This is a genomic window from Bradyrhizobium sp. USDA 4504 (assembly GCF_054063995.1).
Map to the genome: position 1 here is coordinate 5,627,398 of NZ_JBSSGV010000001.1, position 16,672 is coordinate 5,644,069.

Annotated in this window: 16 protein-coding genes; 3 read left to right on the forward strand and 13 right to left on the reverse strand. The window is 62.7% G+C overall.

The genetic code is table 11. The annotated features are described in order from the left end of the window. The first annotated feature begins 97 nt into the window (after window positions 1–97). Both ACVMB1_RS26420 and ACVMB1_RS26425 read left to right on the forward strand, forming a co-directional pair. Complete coding sequence (locus ACVMB1_RS26420) at window positions 98–1,297, forward strand: polysaccharide biosynthesis/export family protein (RefSeq protein WP_057017391.1); 1,200 nt, start codon at window positions 98–100, stop codon at window positions 1,295–1,297. Next, the gene (locus ACVMB1_RS26425) at window positions 1,294–2,571 is read left to right on the forward strand and encodes an acyltransferase family protein (RefSeq protein WP_076826897.1); all 1,278 of its coding nucleotides are present in this window, start codon (window positions 1,294–1,296) and stop codon (window positions 2,569–2,571) included. The genes ACVMB1_RS26420 and ACVMB1_RS26425 overlap by 4 nt, the downstream gene beginning before the upstream one ends. Here the strand turns inward: ACVMB1_RS26425 and ACVMB1_RS26430 are convergent. After that, complete coding sequence (locus ACVMB1_RS26430) at window positions 2,507–3,802, reverse strand: glycosyltransferase family 4 protein (RefSeq protein ID WP_076826896.1); 1,296 nt, start codon at window positions 3,800–3,802, stop codon at window positions 2,507–2,509. The genes ACVMB1_RS26425 and ACVMB1_RS26430 overlap by 65 nt on opposite strands. 270 nt (window positions 3,803–4,072) lie before the next feature. Between ACVMB1_RS26430 and asnB the strand changes: the two genes are divergently transcribed. Next, on the forward strand, window positions 4,073–6,013 hold the full coding sequence (gene asnB / locus ACVMB1_RS26435; protein ID WP_076826894.1) for an asparagine synthase (glutamine-hydrolyzing): 1,941 nt from the start codon (window positions 4,073–4,075) through the stop codon (window positions 6,011–6,013). A 13-nt stretch (window positions 6,014–6,026) separates the two neighbouring features. Here the strand turns inward: asnB and ACVMB1_RS26440 are convergent, their stop codons facing one another. From ACVMB1_RS26440 to ACVMB1_RS26495, 12 genes are all read right to left on the reverse strand, one after another. After that, window positions 6,027–6,305, reverse strand: a complete 279-nt coding sequence (locus tag ACVMB1_RS26440; protein WP_076826892.1) for a hypothetical protein — start codon at window positions 6,303–6,305, stop codon at window positions 6,027–6,029. Next, window positions 6,302–6,520: a hypothetical protein gene (locus tag ACVMB1_RS26445; RefSeq protein ID WP_076826890.1), complete on the reverse strand. Its 219-nt coding sequence runs from the start codon at window positions 6,518–6,520 to the stop codon at window positions 6,302–6,304. The genes ACVMB1_RS26440 and ACVMB1_RS26445 overlap by 4 nt, the downstream gene beginning before the upstream one ends. A gap of 422 nt (window positions 6,521–6,942) precedes the next feature. Next, window positions 6,943–7,569 (reverse strand): oxidoreductase, encoded by a 627-nt coding sequence (locus ACVMB1_RS26450; RefSeq protein WP_456849934.1) that lies wholly within the window; start codon window positions 7,567–7,569, stop codon window positions 6,943–6,945. Then, window positions 7,502–8,140 (reverse strand): oxidoreductase, encoded by a 639-nt coding sequence (locus ACVMB1_RS26455; RefSeq protein WP_456849363.1) that lies wholly within the window; start codon window positions 8,138–8,140, stop codon window positions 7,502–7,504. Before ACVMB1_RS26455 ends, ACVMB1_RS26450 begins: the two co-directional genes overlap by 68 nt. Before the next feature lie 55 nt (window positions 8,141–8,195). After that, the gene (locus ACVMB1_RS26460; protein WP_233475241.1) at window positions 8,196–9,203 is read right to left on the reverse strand and encodes a LacI family DNA-binding transcriptional regulator; all 1,008 of its coding nucleotides are present in this window, start codon (window positions 9,201–9,203) and stop codon (window positions 8,196–8,198) included. Between the two features lie 219 nt (window positions 9,204–9,422). Continuing rightward, a complete protein-coding gene (locus tag ACVMB1_RS26465; RefSeq protein WP_057017385.1) occupies window positions 9,423–10,310 on the reverse strand; it encodes an MBL fold metallo-hydrolase in 888 nt (295 codons plus the stop codon). Continuing rightward, entirely contained in the window at window positions 10,307–11,119 is an 813-nt protein-coding gene (locus ACVMB1_RS26470; protein ID WP_141340818.1) for an aspartate/glutamate racemase family protein, read from the reverse strand. Before ACVMB1_RS26470 ends, ACVMB1_RS26465 begins: the two co-directional genes overlap by 4 nt. A gap of 8 nt (window positions 11,120–11,127) precedes the next feature. Next, window positions 11,128–12,501 carry an MmgE/PrpD family protein gene (locus ACVMB1_RS26475; RefSeq protein WP_076826888.1) on the reverse strand — a complete coding sequence of 458 codons (1,374 nt, stop codon included), beginning with the start codon at window positions 12,499–12,501 and terminating at the stop codon, window positions 11,128–11,130. Between the two features lie 11 nt (window positions 12,502–12,512). After that, entirely contained in the window at window positions 12,513–13,715 is a 1,203-nt protein-coding gene (locus ACVMB1_RS26480) for an acyl-CoA dehydrogenase family protein (protein WP_076826887.1), read from the reverse strand. Between the two features lie 11 nt (window positions 13,716–13,726). After that, window positions 13,727–14,662: a hydroxymethylglutaryl-CoA lyase gene (locus ACVMB1_RS26485; RefSeq protein WP_057017382.1), complete on the reverse strand. Its 936-nt coding sequence runs from the start codon at window positions 14,660–14,662 to the stop codon at window positions 13,727–13,729. A gap of 13 nt (window positions 14,663–14,675) precedes the next feature. Continuing rightward, window positions 14,676–15,470 (reverse strand): enoyl-CoA hydratase/isomerase family protein, encoded by a 795-nt coding sequence (locus ACVMB1_RS26490; RefSeq protein WP_057017381.1) that lies wholly within the window; start codon window positions 15,468–15,470, stop codon window positions 14,676–14,678. Continuing rightward, on the reverse strand, window positions 15,460–16,623 hold the full coding sequence (locus tag ACVMB1_RS26495; protein WP_076826885.1) for a CaiB/BaiF CoA transferase family protein: 1,164 nt from the start codon (window positions 16,621–16,623) through the stop codon (window positions 15,460–15,462). The genes ACVMB1_RS26490 and ACVMB1_RS26495 overlap by 11 nt, the downstream gene beginning before the upstream one ends. Window positions 16,624–16,672 lie beyond the last annotated feature (49 nt).

Genomic DNA, 16,672 nt, shown 5'->3' on the forward strand with positions numbered 1-16,672 from the left:
AGGCAAGAGTAGTCAACGAACGCTGCGCCTGACCACTTGCGAAGTGACGCCGGCGCATTCGGCTGGCAATTCCTCGCGTCTCAGTGGTAGCCGCCTATTGGGCGCCCTGGCCATCACAGCGACAATCGCGCTCGCTGGCTGCTCGACCATGCCGACCTCGGGACCGGCAAGCTCCTATGTCCGCGCGGGGCAGACCGACCCTGAAAGCGTGCACTATGCTCTGGTGCGCCTGACGGCTGACACCGAGAGGGTCCTGGTGCGCAACTCCAGGCGGATCGACCGTGTTTTCACGGATCGCCGCGGCCCTCCCGAGATTCGTTTTGGCATCGGCGACACGGTCAGCGTGACGCTGTTTGAATCGATGGCCGGTGGCCTGTTTACTCCGACCGAAGCCGGCACACGTCAGGGAAATTACGTCACGTTGCCCAATCAGGCCGTGAACTACAAAGGCAACATCACGGTTCCGTATGGTGGCTCGATCCGCGCTGCGGGCCGGACGCCGGAGGAAGTCCAGAATGCGATCGTGAAGTCCCTGCAGGACCGTGCGATCGAACCACAGGCAGTGGTTGCGCTGGTGGATCAGAAGGCAACGTCCATCAGCGTATTGGGCGAGGTCGGAACGCCTGCACGCTTGCCCGCAAGCGCCAGCGGCGAGCGGCTGCTCGACATCATCACACGCGCGGGCGGCCCCAAGAATCCCGGCTTCGATACCTGGGTGACCCTCGAACGCGACGGCCGGCAGGGTACCGCACCGTTCGGATCGCTGCTCAGCCAACCGGCAAACAACATCTTCGTTCGCCCCCAAGATACGGTCTACGTATTCACGCAGCCGCAAACCTTCCTCGCGATGGGCGCTTCCGGGCAACAGGGGCAGTTCTCGTTTGGAGCCTGGCGCCTGACACTGGCCGAGGCCATGGCGAAAGCGGGCGGCCTCAAGGATGATCACGCCGACCCTGGGTCCGTGTTTATTTACCGCGGGGAGCCACGCGAAGTTGCCAAGCAGCTCGGCGTCGACTGCACTCGCTATAGCGGACCCCTTGTCCCCGTTATCTATATTCTCGATTTGAGAGATCCCGGCGGCTACTTCATCGCGACAGAATTCGAGATGCGGAATAAAGATGTCATCTTCGCGTCCAACGCAAATTCTGTCGAAGCGACAAAGTTCATGACTTACCTGCGGATGATCATCGGCACAGTGAGCGATCCAATCGTCGCCGGGATCGATGCCTACACGCTGAAGGGACTCGCCAACGGCAGCATCTCTGGCGCGACAACCATCGTTACGTCGTCCCGATGACGACAATTGGCCTGGCGGAATCGGCTCGCGCGGCAGGTATGCTGCCGGCAACCGAATCCGCCGAGGCAACAGTCCGCGACCGGTGGCCCCGCCTTCACGGACACATTCCTGCGCTCGACGGCGTGCGGGGACTTGCCATCGCAATGGTGATGCTGCTGCACTTCGTCGGCAATACGTTGCCGACCAACGCTGTCGAGAAGATCGTCGTCGGAATCACCAACTACGGCTCCTATGGCGTCGAGTTGTTCTTCGTCCTGTCCGGCTTTCTCATCACCGGAATCCTCTATGATTCACGGGAGGAGCCGAACTTCTTCCGCAATTTCTATATACGGCGAGTGCTGCGCATTTTTCCGCTCTATTATGGCGTGCTCGCAATTGTCTTCTTCGTCGCTCCGCTTGTGAGCCCGCTGCGTGGTCCGACCCTCGACTATCTGATAGACCGTCAGGCTTGGGCCTGGCTGTACGGAGTCAACGTCTACATCGCATGGAACGGTGACTGGTCATTCTCATATCTGGAGCATCTCTGGTCGCTTTGCATCGAAGAACATTTCTATTTCTTCTGGCCGCTCGTCGTATATCTGGTCGCGAAGCAACCGAGAAAGTTGATTGCGGTCAGCCTCGGCCTATCGGTCGCTGCGATGCTCGCTCGCCTGGGCGGCTCCTTGGCCGGACTTAGCTGGTGGACAACCTACGTGTTGACACCGTTTCGCCTGGACGGTCTGGCCCTTGGCGCCTTCCTCGCCGTGGTGGTCCGACAACCGGGCGGACTTCAGCGACTTGTTGGCGCCCTTCCATACGTTGCGACCACTGCATTTGGCTTGCTGTCCCTGACTTTCACCTGGACGCGCTTGGTGACCGACCAAGGTAACGCTTTCGTCCTTCCGGTTCGGTCTTCCATCATCACCGTGCTGTTGGCTTGTCTCCTCATCTGGGTGCTCGTTGCGCCAAAACATTCCTTGTTATCGCGCCTTTTCTGCAGCCGACCGCTGATGTTTCTCGGGACCTATAGCTACGGCCTGTACGTCTACCATCACTTTATATCGTACTATCTCGTGACTCACCGAACCGAACTGGCACTCGGCGAATGGCTCGGTTCTCACAGCGCAGCCGTGGCAATACAGGCGACAGCGGGAGCACTCGTCTCGCTGCTGATCGCTTATCTGAGCTATGAATTCGTCGAAAAGCGCTTCCTGGACCTGAAGCGGTTCTTCAAAGCTCAGCGCACCGTTGCTGCTGGCGAAGCGTTGGCGCCTTCCCATCCGTACCGCAACTGATGGCGAGCCTCGTATGGTAAAAACCCTCGAGAGCGCGAGCTGCTGAACTCCAGGCATACTTGCTTTCGGCCAAATGCCTTGCGGAACGTCCGAGATCCGCAGCGCGATCGGCATCGCCCAGCAAGCCGCTGACACGGGCGGCAAAGCTCTCGACATCGTCCGCGATCATGATATTACGATCCGGCACGGCCTCGATCCCCTCGGCGCCCAGGGTTGTCGAGACGATTGCCTTGCCCATCGCCATAGCCTCGACAATCTTGAGCCGTGTCCCGCCTCCCAATCGCAGGGGGACGACGACGACCGCCGCCTCGGCAAGATGCGGTCTCAGATCCGGCACGAAGCCGGTGAACTCGATTCGGGGACCTGCCAGCGCCAACAGGGCGGAGGGCGGCGAACCGCCAATGATCTTGCAACGCGCATCCGGATGGCTGGCCGCGATGCGCGGCCATATATCATTGATGAAGTGGATGACACCGTCGACATTCGGTGCATACGACAAGAGGCCAAAGAATACGACGGTGCGTCCGTCGGGCTTCGGACCGTCGGCACGCGGGCGATAGAACTCGATATCCGCGGCATTGGGTATGACGGCAGTCCTGGCTTCCGGCACTTCTTCAAGCAGCCGTCGTTCGTCAGCAGCGCTGCACAGATAGACGCCATCCGCGTCACGATAGGTCCCGAGCTCCTCCTTCCGAAGCTTGCGCCAATTGACTTCGGAATAAAGGCGACGAAACAAGCTGTCGCCGCTTTGGGCGTACTGGCGGGCAAGGTCGTAGTCGATATTGTGAGAATCCACGACCAATACCGGAAGCTTCTCTCCTGCCGGCGCCTTGCGCAGTTCGTAGTGACCAAGGAACGTGAACTCGAGATTAACCACGTCGAAGCGCGTCGACCCAAGCAAGTCATCCAGCGTCTGACGCACGACGTCTGCCGTGATTCGCAAACGCTCGAAGCTGAGGGGCGATACCAGGGAGCGGAGTTGAAGCAAGCGCTTCGGCATCCCATCGCGACCGAACGGGTTACGCACGAGCACCACCTTGCGGCAATAGGCCTGCATGGCAGTTCGGCATTCCTCGATGTCGTGCTCGTCATCCACGAGCATGACTGCCGTCAGGTCATGGCGCTGAGCCAATTCCGTCATCAAACCGTGCATACGTGCCTGCGCGCCGATCCGCGGCGGGCTCGCAGGCATTTGTGACACGAAGAGAATATTTAGGCGGTCTGAGTGCATCGATCCAAACCTGCCTGCCGACGTCGACAGGTACTGAGATGCTCGCTGAGGCCCACATTCACATAGCTCGGCTTACTCAATGCTTAAGCCGAAGCCTTGCGTTAATAGTTGCCTCGTTCCTCTTAACGAAACAATGATAGAAAGGCGGCGTGTCCATTTATCCGCTTGGATTTTCGACGTAAAAGCATTGCCGAAGCAGTCTTGGTAGGTTCTCCGCAACGTTACCTCATGCGGGCCAGCTCAAGCTCAAGCCGCGAAGGCGACGATTGAATGTGCGGTATCTCGGGTATCATCGGCCGGCTTGACGAAAACAACCGGGCCGCGCTCGCTCGGATGAGCAAGGCCATGATCCATCGCGGGCCGGACGGCCATGGCTCGTGGGCTTCGACGCCGGATGCCCGCGGCTGGGGTGTCATGCTCGATCACCGCCGCCTCTCGATCCTCGATCTGTCGTCCGCCGGCGCCCAACCGATGGTGGACGATACAACCGGGCACGTGATTTCGTTCAACGGCGAAATCTACAACTATGTCGCCCTGCGCAAACGCCTCGAGAGCGAAGGGCAGTCTTTTCGGTCCAGCGGCGACACCGCCGTCATGCTGCGGGCACTTGGGCTGCATGGCCTGGAGGCAGTCGGATGGCTGCGCGGCATGTTCGCATTTGCAAGCTGGGATCCGCAACAGCGACGACTTCTCCTTGCGCGCGACCAGCTCGGCATCAAGCCGCTCTATATCGCGCAGTCCAGCAATCCGAACACGACGTGGTCGCTGATATTTGCATCCGAATTGCGTGCATTGCTGGCCTCAGGCTTGCTCGGAACGCCGCGTCTTGATCCGCAGGCGGTTGCGAGCAACGTATGGAACGGGTTTGTTGTCGGCCCCTGCACCGCCGTTCAGGGTGTTGAACTTCTTGCGCCGGGTCACTACGCCGAGTTTGACGGGACAGGCCGCAAAATAAGCGAGCACGATTTCTGGCGCATTCCCGGAGAGGCGCCAAAACCGACAATGGACGAAGCGGCGCTTGCCTCGATCCTCGACGAAGGGATGAAGCTTCACCTCGCCAGTGATGTGCCGCTCGCGGTTTTCCTGTCGGGTGGCATCGATTCCTCCGCGATGGCAAATCTCGCGCAACTGACCGCTGACGCCCCGGTTCATACTTTCACGCTCGCGTTCGAGGACCAGCAGTTCAACGAAGCGCCGTTCGCAAGACAGACCGCTGCGGCAATCGGCACTCAGCATCATGAGGTGGTGTTGTCCGAGCAGCGGTTCGTCGACAGTCTGGACGACGCCCTCGATAGTCTCGACCAGCCAACCTTCGATGGACTGAACGCCTATTTCATCTCCCGGGCCATTCGCGAAGCAGGCTTTACCGTCGCGCTGTCAGGAACCGGGGGTGACGAGCTGTTCGGCGGGTATCCGACGTACCGCGATCTTCCGATCTTGCAGCAGTGGTGTCATCGGGGCCGCGCATTTCCCAGAAAATGGCAAGCCAAGGCTGCAGCTTTGTTGACTTGGCCCCTGCGACGATCCTCGCATCCCGTGCCGCCTCAAACGCGCTGGGCGAAGCTTCCGGATATGGTCGATCGTAGCGAGGATCTGCTGGCGTTATACCAGATGGCCTACGCGCTCTTCCTGCCTGGATTTCAGGGTGAATTGCTTGCACCGGATTTCGCGGGCGCGCTCATGGAAGGCCTTCCCGACGCGATGCGCCGGCGGCTGACGGCCGAAACGGCAGGCCGTACCCCAGTTTCCGCTATTAGCGTGATGGAACAACGTCTCTTTTTGGGTGAACGCCTCCTGCGCGATAATGATGCAGCAAGCATGGCCAGTTCGCTCGAGCAGCGCGTTCCGCTGGTCGACCACGTATTGTTTGAAAGCGTCGACGCCCTGTCGGACCAAGCGCGATATCAGCCCTTGGGGCGCAAAGATATGCTTCGGCGGATCGGATTGCGCGGTCTCGATCCTGCGCTCTTCGAGCGCCCAAAGACCGGCTTCGTCATGCCCTTTGACCGGTGGATTCGCCGCGGATTGAAGGACGCCATGGATCGAACCATGCGCGATCCGCAGGCGATCGCACCTACCGGCCTGAATCCCGACGCGGTTGAGCGACTTTGGCGAGCCTTTCTCGACGGAGCGCCCGGCATATACTGGTCGCGGGTCTGGTCCATCTACACGTTTGTCCGTTGGTGCCATTGCAACGGCGTTTACGCATGAGCAGCGAGTGCCTTCACCGGCTTCCTCGCCGCTCACTCTGACCATTCGTCCAATCGATAACGTCGAACTCGAGCCCTCGCTTCAACATCTCTGCCTCAAGATCGCGGGCATGCCGCTTCCATTCGGCCGTCGATCGGACTCGGAATTTGGGATCTTTGCCGCTTGCCTCGAATTCATCGTCGGCCTCGAGCGCGCCGCGGATAGCTTCGTATATCATCCTCAGACTGGGATCGGTGATGGCACTGCAGGCCATTGGTTTCAGTGTCTCGATCTCGTCGAAGTTTTTGCTCATGGCAATGATCGATCCTCATCTACGCGCGCTAGCGCGCCTTCGATGACCTCGATCTCCTCGCGGAGGATATCGCTCACGATCGACGGCTTGAACCCTGGAATGGTGTGCATCTGAACATCATCCAGCAATTGCTGTCGATGGTGCCTCAGCTTTTCCAGGGCTTGGCGATCCTTCAACGAAACGTAGCCGGCAACAATCTGCTCGATGGCTTTCATCGGAAATGCGCTCTACAATAAGAATAACGTACTGCAATCTCTCGATTAAAATGGCCAAATCGCTTCCTGACAAGACCCCCACCTTTGTGCTCGTGCGGCAGCGTTAACGCTCAGTCCGTAAAAACCCGGACCTTCCACGAAATGATTCCGCCGCTTGTCGGAATCCGGCTGAAAGCGAAGGAGCCGGTTCGATTGTCATTGTCGAGTTACTTCCACGCAACACGATGGGGAGGGTGCAGAAGAACCTGTTGTGCGACCGCTTCGCCGATATCTACTCGGCGCAGGTTCAGCAGCGAACCTGAAACGCGCTGCTGGACCCGCGCTGCGATACCCGTCGCGCGGCACCGCGGATCCTCAAAGATAGCAGCGATGCCGTGGACGGCGTTCCGTTCACCGGCTGCGAGCGATGTGTGTGACGCCGGTCAGGAGTGACGCGTAACGACACCCGTCGGCGTGGCAAAGCCCTGGAGAGTCTTGATCCGCTTCTCGAGCCACCAGCCGAACTCGGGCGACCAATCTTCGAAACGGCTGTTGATGCCGAGATCGTGCGCCCAGTGGTGGGCGATGTTGGGATTGAACTGCGATTGCCGCCCGACGGCAATGAGGTCGGCTTGGCCTTTCTGAAGGATGGCCTCGGCCTGCTGCGCCTCGAGAATGATGCCGACGGCCATGGTGGTGACATCCGCCTCCTTGCGCACGCGCTCGGCGAAAGGAACCTGGAAGCCGAGGCTGCGCGGCACTTGCGCTGCCGTAGCCGCGCCGGAGATTCCGCCGGAGGAACAGTCGACGACGTCGACGCCGCGCGCCTTCAGCTCGCGCGCGAAGGCGACCGTATCATCCATGTTCCAGCCCTCGACAGTGCCGTCGACGGACGAGACGCGCACGAACAGCGGCATGTCCGCCGGCATTTCGCGGCGCACCGCCTCGACGATCTCGAGCGGCAGACGCATGCGCCCGGCGCGGTCGCCGCCATACTCGTCATTACGTGTGTTGGAGACCGGCGACAGGAACGAGGCCAGCAGATAGCCGTGCGCGGTGTGGATCTCGATGGTGTCGAAGCCGGCGGCAACCGCCCGCCTTGCAGCGGCCTGCCCAGGTGCCGACCATGGCCTTGCACTCGGCGGTGGTCAATTGCCGTGGTGTCAGCCAGCCCTTGGCGACCGGTTCGGCGGTCGGGCCTACCGGTTGCCAGATCCTGGCGCCGGCTTTCAGATTCTCTTCGGTCAGCGGCCCCATGCCTTGCATGGCGGACTGTGCCGACGACTTGCGGCCGCCATGGCCGATCTGAATGCCGATCGCCGTCCCCTGACGCTTCATGAAGGCGACCAGCGGCTTGAAGCTCTCGGCCTGCTCGTCATTCCAGATGCCGAGATCGTTTTCGTTGGTGAGTCCGACTTCCTCCACCGCCGTCACTTCGACGAAGACGAGCCCAAATCCACCGAGCGCATAGCGACCAAGGTGTACGAGATGAAACGCTCCGCAGGTATTTCCCGGTTCGCAGCTGTAATGGACCATCGGCGGCACGACGAGGCGATTCTTCAGCGTAAGGCCTCGAATCGTGAGTGGCTTGAACAGCATCGGCCGCTCGTCTTCTTTGCCGTTGATCATTTCACCACTCATGGAACTGTCTCCTTGCATGCTATGGCCGTCCGTTCGTGCCATGGACGGCAAGTCTTCAGGTACGTCTTGGGGGCCCCAGCGACGCGCGCGGGATGAACTCGTTGGGCACGAGCACGCGCCGCGGCTCGTGCGGACCGTCGTTTCGGATGCGATCGAGCAGCATGCCAGCCGCAATTCGGCCGACCTCCGCCTGATCCCAGCCGATGATGGCGACGGCCGGCGAGACGAGCTCGGCGAGCTCGGAATGGCCTGACGCGATCAGCGACACGTCCTCAGGTATCCGCAGGCCTCGCCCGCGCACCGCGCGCAGCACGCCAGACAGCATGTCGATGCCGCCGGAAATGATCGCGGTCGGAGGGTTGCGCTGGCCGAGCAATGCCGAGGTGATACGAAATCCAGCGCCGGGCAGGAAGCTCCCGGCGTGAACGAGCGAGGGATCGGGCTCGAGATTTCGCGCGGCAAAAGCCTCCTGATAGCCGCGAACGCGTTCGCGCGCCGGATAGAGCCCGGCGTCGCCGGTGATCAGCGCCACGCGCCGATGACCAAGATCGAGCAAATGACTGACCGCGACGCGCATCCCTTCGGCGTGATCGGCCATAACGGCATCAGTCCAATCCGGCTGATCACGATCGATCAGCACGATCGGAATATCGAGATCGCGCAGGAAGGCCTCGAACTCACCGGCGATCGGCGTGTACGGCCCCATCATCACGCCGTCGGCCTGCCGCCGCGACAGCCGGCTGAGCAGCTCTCGCTCACGCTCCTTGCGGCCTTCCGAGTTGGATATGAGCAGCGAGAAGCCGACCTCGTCCAGCACGTCGTGCGCGGCTTTGACGAAGCCCGCCAGTTGCGGAATGTTGATCTCACGCAAGATGCAGCCGATCGTGTGGGTCGACCGGATGCGCATGCTCTGCGCCACCGCGTTCGGCGTATAGCCCAGATCATCGATTGCGCGCTGGACCTTCCGGCGGATGTCGGGATGGACGGTGGCATTGGCATTGAGCACCCGCGACACCGTGCCGGTCGAAACGCCCGCTGCGGTCGCCACGTCGCGGATCGTCAATTTGCTTCCGCGACCTGCCGTTTGCTGTTCTGCCATCACCATCACCGGGGCTGAGACCTCAATCCCCTGCACAATACGCGGAAGCCAATTCGGCCGCAGGTGCTATCCGCCGGCCGAAGGCAAATGATTTGTGCATTTCTCCACCGTGATCCAAACGGCCTGGCCTCCCGTCCTTGTTCCGGAACGATCAGATGGCGTCGGCTTCGACGATATTGCGGCTCATACTTCGAACGCCCACTGCTCCGCCACCAGGCTGTATCGGCCTGCCTCGCGCCGCATATGTCCGAACCCGGGGAAATGCAGATGCATGCCGCCGACCAGCATGTCGTCAGTGACCACCATGTCGAACATCATCTGACGAGCGGCCGCGGCCGCCTCGGGGTCGGTGTCGAATTCCATTGTCACTTCCGGACGTGCAACCTGGATCTCCGGCACATGGACCGTGTCTCCCCAAACCACCATTGATTCGCGGCCGCGCGATACGACATAGGCGGCGTGGCCGGGGGTATGACCGTGGATCGGGATCGCCGTGACGCCCGGGAGCACCTCGCCCTTCCGGAATGTCTTGACGCGATCGGCAGCCATATAGGGCTTCAGCTGGGTGCGGCCGGCCTCGAAATAGCGGCGCCGGGGCCGCTCGGCCGCCTTGGCCATCGCCTCGTCGTTGAACCAGTGATTGATCTCGTTCTCATGGACGATGACTTCCGCATTGGGAAACAGCCGCGTTCCGGTTGCGGCATCTGTCAGCCCGTTGGAATGGTCGGGATGGACATGGGTCAGCAGCACCGCGTCGACCGAGGCCGGATCGATGCCGGCGGCAGCGAGATTTGCCGGCAGGCGACCGCAGGTCGGCCCCATCAGATCCGCTGATCCGCAGTCGATCAGGTAGGTCCGGTTGTCCATGCGCACGGCAAAGGCGTTGACCGAGATGCGCGGCGGTGAGGTGCGATGATCGCGCGCCAGAATGGCCTTGGTTTCCTCCTCGGGGATATTGCGAAAGATCGTGTATCCCATGTCGACGTAACCGTCGCTGAGGCCGGTGACCAGCGCGTCGCCAAGCCTGCGGTGATAGACTCCTGCGACTTGCGTTGAGGGTGAAGTGCTCATTGTGCGTCCCCTTGCCAAAATCTTGCAACGATCGCTGCATCGTCGCGCCTGTGGTGCCAGCTCCGGCCCACGCCAAGTTGCGCCTTCGACCAGAGCCTGATCTGCATCAGCGCGTAGGCCCAGGTGACGGCAAACACGTCCATCACAGGAGCACCGGCGATGCGGTGGACGCCGTGACGAACCAAGAGTTCCGCCAGCACGCCTTCCGCCGGAATGATGACGTCAGCGCCGCGCGCCACCAGGCGCTCGGCCGCGGCGGCGAAATTTGCGATGACCGGAGCCGGGTCGGCGTAAGCACGCGCCAGTTGCGGCTCGTCGAGCGGCGGATCCATCGCCGCGACCTCCAGCACACGCGCGGCGAGCTTGTGCTTGTCGACCGCCACCTTCGTCATCCACTGCACCGCCGGCGCATTGGAGATCAATGCCACATAGCTGCCGAGCGAGCAGCCGACCAGAAGACCACTCTCGGTCAGCGAGGCGACGGGAATATCCACCGCGGAGCGGATCTCGCGCAGAAACGGCTCGCTGAACGAGCCGATCACGAAGGCATCATAACCCTGCCGCTCGGCGGTGATCGCATTGTCGATCACCCGGCTGAGAATGCGGTGATAGGCGAATGCATTGCCGAGCACCGCAGTGGCCGAAGCGCCGGCGTATGATCCGGACGGAAGCCCGTGGACGACGATTTCGGCGTCGTCGCCAAGGATTTCCGCCGCATGGGCCTCGAGCGCGCGCTTGTAGACTTCGAGATGATCGAGCTCGTTGACCGACTGGTGCCAGATGCGCGGCGTCGATCCCTTCCCAAGCATTGCCGCGCTCATGCGTCGCCCCGGTCGTTGGTCAGGCGAAGCGAGCGGATCGACCCGAGGTCCTCGATATTCCAGAGCTGCTCGAACAGCGCTGCGGCCTGGCCTTGCTTGAACACCCGGGTCGCGCATTCCATGAACTTATCCTGCAGTTCATCGCGCGAGAGCGGGCGCTGCCAGCTGCCCTTGGCATGAACCACCGGCGCGTGCTCAAGCACTTCGCCCGACGTCAACACGACGCTGACGCGGTCGGCCGGCGCGAACGGCTGGTCGCCCGGCATGATCTCGTCCGTCGTCGTGCAGCGGACCTTGGCGAAGGTAGCGCCGACATCCGGCCGCGAGACGAACTCATCGGTGAGCTCGGACAGCCCGACACGGCCGGCGATCAGCGCGGCGGTCATCGCGAATTCCATGCTGAACTTGGCCTCGAGACCGGTCTGCGGATTGGTGTTGCGCAACATAAGCCTTTGCGTGACGCCGGTGTGGACGCGAATTTCCCTCACGTCGTCGGGTTTGAGCTTGTGCGCATTCACCAGGCCAATCATCGCGTCGATCGAACGATGGGTCGCATAGCAGGTCGGATAGCGCTTCACATTGATGCCGAGATCGGCAAGCCGCCAGTTGCGACCGATATCGATCGTGCCGTTTTCGATATCCGGCATGCCGGAGGGCGAATGGGCGCGCAGGAAGCCGGTTTGGTGCTCGAGCACGTCCAGCGATGCGGTAAATCCCTGATCGGCGAGGCGCGCGGCAAGCACGCCGGATTGGGCGGTGCGGCCGGCATGCAGCGATTTGGTCATGGTGCCGAAATTGGCGACCAGTCCGGAGGCGAGCGAGGCGGCGATCGCGATGGCATGCGCGGTCTTCGTGGAGTCGAGATTGCGCAGCCGCGCACAGGCGGCCGCGGTGGCGAGCGCGCCCATCACGGCCGTCGGGTGAAAGCCGCGCTCATGGAGGTGACCGGGCTCCAGCGCAATGACCTGCGCCCAGACTTCGTAGCCCGCGGCATAGGCAGCGAGCGCGTCGGCACCGCTGGAGTCGAGCGACCAGCCTTCGGCCAGGATGGCCGGCACCAGCACCGTGCTCGGATGTCCGGCCAGCGCCACGTCGTCATAGTCGAGCACATGCGCCGCGACGCCGTTGACGAGCGCAGCATCCGGCGCCGCGAGATTGCGGCCCGAAGGAACCTCGGGCGCGCCGTCGTTCTGCGTGGACGCGGCCACCATCGCCGACACGATCCGCACCGGCTGCTCGGCGGCGCCAGCGATCATGACGCCGACGCAGTCGATGATGCCGGTCCGCGCCGCCTCGCGGCAGCGGCCGGACAGATCGGACAGCTTGAGGCCGGCTACAAAATTGGCCGTCTGACGCGTGATATCCAGCATGGGTCGTCTCCTCAGTAGGAACGCGGAAGACCGAGCACGTGCTGCGCCACAAAGGCCAGCACCATGTTGGTCGAGATCGGGGCTGTCTGGTAAAGACGGACCTCACGCCACTTGCGCTCGACGTCGTATTCCTGCGCAAAGGCGAAGCCGCCATGGGTCTGGAATGTCGTATCGGCAGCCTTCCAGGTGGCCTCCGACGCCAGCAGCTTGGCGATGTTGGCGTCTGCTCCGCAGGGCTGCCCGGCCTGGAACAGCGCGGCGGCGCGGCGGCACATCATGTCGGCGGCTTCGAGTTCGGCGTAGGCGCGCGCCAGCGGAAACTGGATGCCTTGATTCTGGCCGATCGATCGTCCGAAGACGCGCCGCTCATTGGCATAGGCGACGCCCTTGCCGAGAAGCCAGCGTCCGTCGCCCACACATTCGGAGGCGACCAGGATTCGTTCGGCGTTCATGCCGTCGAGGATGTAGCGAAAGCCCTTGCCTTCCTCCCCGATGAGATTGGCGACCGGCACTTTCAGGTTCTCGATGAACACCTCTGTCGTATTGTGATTGACCATCGCCTTGATCGGGCGGATTTCGACGCCGTTGCCCTTGGCCTCACGCAAGTCGACGAGGAACACCGAAAGTCCGTCGGTGCGCCGCTTCACCTGATCGACCGGACTGGTGCGCGCCAGCAGCAGCATCAGGTCGGAGTGCAGCGCCCGCGACGTCCAGACCTTCTGGCCGTTGACGACATAGATGTCCCCCTGACGCTCGGCGCGGGTCTTGAGCTGGGTGGTATCGGAGCCGGTATTGGGCTCGGTTACGCCAAAGGCCTGCAGCCGCAGCCGTCCCGCCGCGATTTCCGGCAGGTAGGTCCGCTTCTGGGTCTCGTTGCCGTGACGAAGCAACGTACCCATGATGTACATCTGGGCATGCGCGGGACTGGCGCTGCAGCCGTTCGCATTGATCTCTTCGAGGATCACTGCCGCCGCACGCAGCGGCAGGCCCGAACCGCCATATTCCTCCGGGATCAGCGCGCCGAGGAATCCCGCCTCCGTCAACGCCGCGACGAATTCGGTCGGATAGGCGCTTTGATCGTCGAGCTTGCGCCAGTATTCGCCCGGAAAGCCCTTGCAGATCTGCCGCACCGTGTTGCGCAGGTCGGAGAAATCCTCGCCCAACGTGACGGTGACCTCCATGTCGGCGGTTTGGGCGGCGTCGTGATAGTTCATGTCATATCCTTTCAGGCGGCGGCGCTGGCCGACACGCGGAACGTTTTGGGCAGGCCGGCGCGGGCGATCGCGCCGGAGAACCGTTCGCCGGGCAGCCAGCTCTCGACCTCGCGTCGCAAGGCGACCAGCCGCTCGACATCGGCGCCGGTATCGAAACCGAGTTGCTCGAGCAGGAAGACGGTATCCTCGGTGTCGATGTTGCCGGTGGCGCCGGGTGCGAACGGACAGCCGCCGAGTCCGGCGAGGGATGCGTCGAAGGCGCGTACACCCGCATCCAGTGCCGCCGTCACATTGGCGAGACCGAGACCGCGCGTGTCGTGGAAGTGGCAGGCGACCGGCAGTGGACGCACCGCGGCGATCACCGCGCCCATCAGGCGGCGGACCTGACCCGGATCGCCATAGCCGACCGTATCGGCGACGATGATCTCGTCGGCGCCCATCCCGGCGAGTCGCACCGCGATCTCGACCACTCGTGCCTCCGATACCGTCCCCGAGATGGTGCAGCCGAACGCGGTCGCGATGCCCGCACCAAGTCCGATTCGTGCTCCGGGGCGCTGATCGCGCTCCGCGGCGATGCGCGCGAAGTCCTGCAGCGACTCTTCTGTGCTGCGGCGAACATTGGCCTGGTTGTGCTCCTCGCTCGCCGACAGCACGTAGTTGACGATTGGCACACCGAGCGCGAAGGCGCGCTCGGCCCCCTTCAGATTCGGAACCAGAACCGAGGGCCGCAAGCCCGGCATTGTCAGCGCGCCGCGGGCCACCTCCTCCGCGTCGGCAAATTGCGGGATCACCTTGGCCGGTACGAATGAGGTCACCTCGATCTCGCGGATTCCGGCCTCCACCGCGCCACGGCACCAGGCCAGCTTGCGCGCGCTCGGCAAGATCGTTTTGACCATCTGAATGCCGTCGCGGGGTCCGACCTCGCGAACATGAGCTTTCTCACGCATTTCGCGCCTCCTTCTACTTGCCTTGAAAGTTGGGTTTGCGGCGCTCGTTGAACGCCAGCACGCCTTCGCGCCGGTCCGCCGTCGGGACCAGACGGTTGTAGGCCTCGATCTCGAAGGCGAGGCCATCGGCGAGCGACATCTGCAAACCGCGATGGATCGCCTGCTTGGCCTGGCGCACCGAGATCGGGCCATTGGCAGCGATGCGATGGGCGATGGCGAAGGTCGCCTCCAGCAATTCCCCTGGCGGCAGCACCCGATTGACCAGCCCCCACTGCTCGGCCTCGGCAGCCGAGAACGGCTGGCCGGACAGGATCAATTCCTTGGCGCGGCGCTCGCCGACGGCGCGCGGCAGATTCTGCGTGCCCCCGCCACCTGGCATGATACCGAGCGTCACTTCGGTCAGCGCGAAGCGCGCATTGGTCGAGGCGTAGACGAAGTCGAGCGCCGCCGCGATCTCGCAGCCGCCGCCATAGGCCGCACCGTTGATCGCGCCGATCACGGGAATCGGACAGCCCAGCAGAGCGCGCAGCATGCGCTCGAAGACCAGATGCTGTGCCTGCCAGGCCTCGTCCGTCATGCCGTTGCGCTGCTTCAGATCGCCCCCGGCGCAGAACGCCTTGTCGCCGTGTCCGGTCAGGATCACCGCGCGCAACCCCTCGATGTCGGTCGAGAAGCCCTCGAAGAGTTCCACCAGATCAAGGCCCATCTGGGTGTTCATCGCATTGGACGCTTCCGGCCGGTGCAACGTCACCAGCAGGATATCGCCATCACGCCGTTCGACCTTGATGGTCTGGAAATCAGTTCGCATTGATGGCTCCCTTGCTCGCAGGCTTTCGAAGAATGGCATTGTGCTGGCCGAGCGCCGGCGCAGCGGTGCGCGCGCGTGGTCGCGTACCGTCGAAGGCAAGCGGAACGCCGACAAGATCGATATCGTCGCCAGCACAACGCACCATCATGTCGAGGGCGCGGGTTTGTGGATGCTCCGCAACCTGGTCGGTGGTCAGCAGCGGTGCATTGGGAACCCCGGCGCCGTCGAGAATGCCGCCGAGCGCATCGGCCGTATACTTACGCACCGCGGCCGCGATTTGGGGGATCAGTCGTTCGCGGTTGACGACCCTTGCCGCGTTGGTCGCGAAGTCAGGATCATGCGCAAGCGCCTCGAGGCTCAACGCCACGCACAGCTTGCTGAACAGATTGTCGTTGCCGGCGGCAATCATCAGCCATCCGTCGGACGCCTCGAATGCCTGATAGGGCGCGATTTCCGCGGTGCCCGATCCATAGGGCTTGCGCACCTCACCTGACGCCGCATAGCCGGCCAGCGGAACGGTCATCCACGCGAGCCCGGTCTCGTAAAGCGAGGTCGCAACGCTGCGACCCTGACCGCCCTTGTTGCGCGCCACCAACGCAGCGAGCATGCCGATCACTGCCCACATGCCGGAGCCCATGTCGACCAGCGAGACGCCGACACGCACCGGCGGCCGGCCGCCCTCGCCGGTAACGCTCATGATGCCGGTGCTGGCCTGGGCGAGCGGATCGTAGCCGGGCTTGCTGGCGAGCGGCCCCTTGGCGCCGAACGCGCCGATGTCGCACCAGATCAGCGATGGCTTCGCGGCGCTGAGCGCATCCGCGGTGAGACCAAACTTGTCCAGAATGCCGGGCCGCAGATTCTGGATGACGGCATCGGCCTCGTTCAGGATCAGCGACTTCAGCCTCTCGCAATCCTCCGCCGCGCCGAAATCGACGGTGATGCCTTCCTTGCCGCGATTGAGACTATGGAACACACTTGCCGTTCCGTTCCAGAACGGCGGCCCCCAGCCACGCGCATAATCGCCGCTCTTGGGATTTTCGACCTTGATCACACGGGCGCCGAGATCGGCCAGAATCAATCCGGCATAGGGGGCGGCCACGCTGTGTCCGAGTTCAATCACGGTGATACCAGCGAGCGGCTTGTCAACGTCCATCAAATCCTCCCGGCTGCCGCAAGGGCCGCCGACGTTCCTGTTGTCATCA

Bases quoted from the DNA above. Each gene is read 5' to 3' on its own strand.
- ACVMB1_RS26425 (WP_076826897.1), top strand. From the start codon at position 1,294: ATGACGACAATTGGCCTGGCGGAATCGGCTCGCGCGGCAGGTATGCTG.
- asnB (WP_076826894.1), top strand. From the start codon at position 4,073: ATGTGCGGTATCTCGGGTATCATCGGCCGGCTTGACGAAAACAACCGG.
- ACVMB1_RS26430 (WP_076826896.1), bottom strand. From the start codon at position 3,802: ATGCACTCAGACCGCCTAAATATTCTCTTCGTGTCACAAATGCCTGCG.
- ACVMB1_RS26465 (WP_057017385.1), bottom strand. From the start codon at position 10,310: ATGAGCACTTCACCCTCAACGCAAGTCGCAGGAGTCTATCACCGCAGG.
- ACVMB1_RS26475 (WP_076826888.1), bottom strand. From the start codon at position 12,501: ATGCTGGATATCACGCGTCAGACGGCCAATTTTGTAGCCGGCCTCAAG.
- ACVMB1_RS26495 (WP_076826885.1), bottom strand. From the start codon at position 16,623: ATGGACGTTGACAAGCCGCTCGCTGGTATCACCGTGATTGAACTCGGA.
- ACVMB1_RS26445 (WP_076826890.1), bottom strand. From the start codon at position 6,520: ATGAAAGCCATCGAGCAGATTGTTGCCGGCTACGTTTCGTTGAAGGAT.
- ACVMB1_RS26480 (WP_076826887.1), bottom strand. From the start codon at position 13,715: ATGAACTATCACGACGCCGCCCAAACCGCCGACATGGAGGTCACCGTC.
- ACVMB1_RS26485 (WP_057017382.1), bottom strand. From the start codon at position 14,662: ATGCGTGAGAAAGCTCATGTTCGCGAGGTCGGACCCCGCGACGGCATT.
- ACVMB1_RS26470 (WP_141340818.1), bottom strand. From the start codon at position 11,119: ATGCTTGGGAAGGGATCGACGCCGCGCATCTGGCACCAGTCGGTCAAC.
- ACVMB1_RS26440 (WP_076826892.1), bottom strand. From the start codon at position 6,305: ATGAGCAAAAACTTCGACGAGATCGAGACACTGAAACCAATGGCCTGC.
- ACVMB1_RS26490 (WP_057017381.1), bottom strand. From the start codon at position 15,470: ATGCGAACTGATTTCCAGACCATCAAGGTCGAACGGCGTGATGGCGAT.
- ACVMB1_RS26455 (WP_456849363.1), bottom strand. From the start codon at position 8,140: ATGAGTGGTGAAATGATCAACGGCAAAGAAGACGAGCGGCCGATGCTG.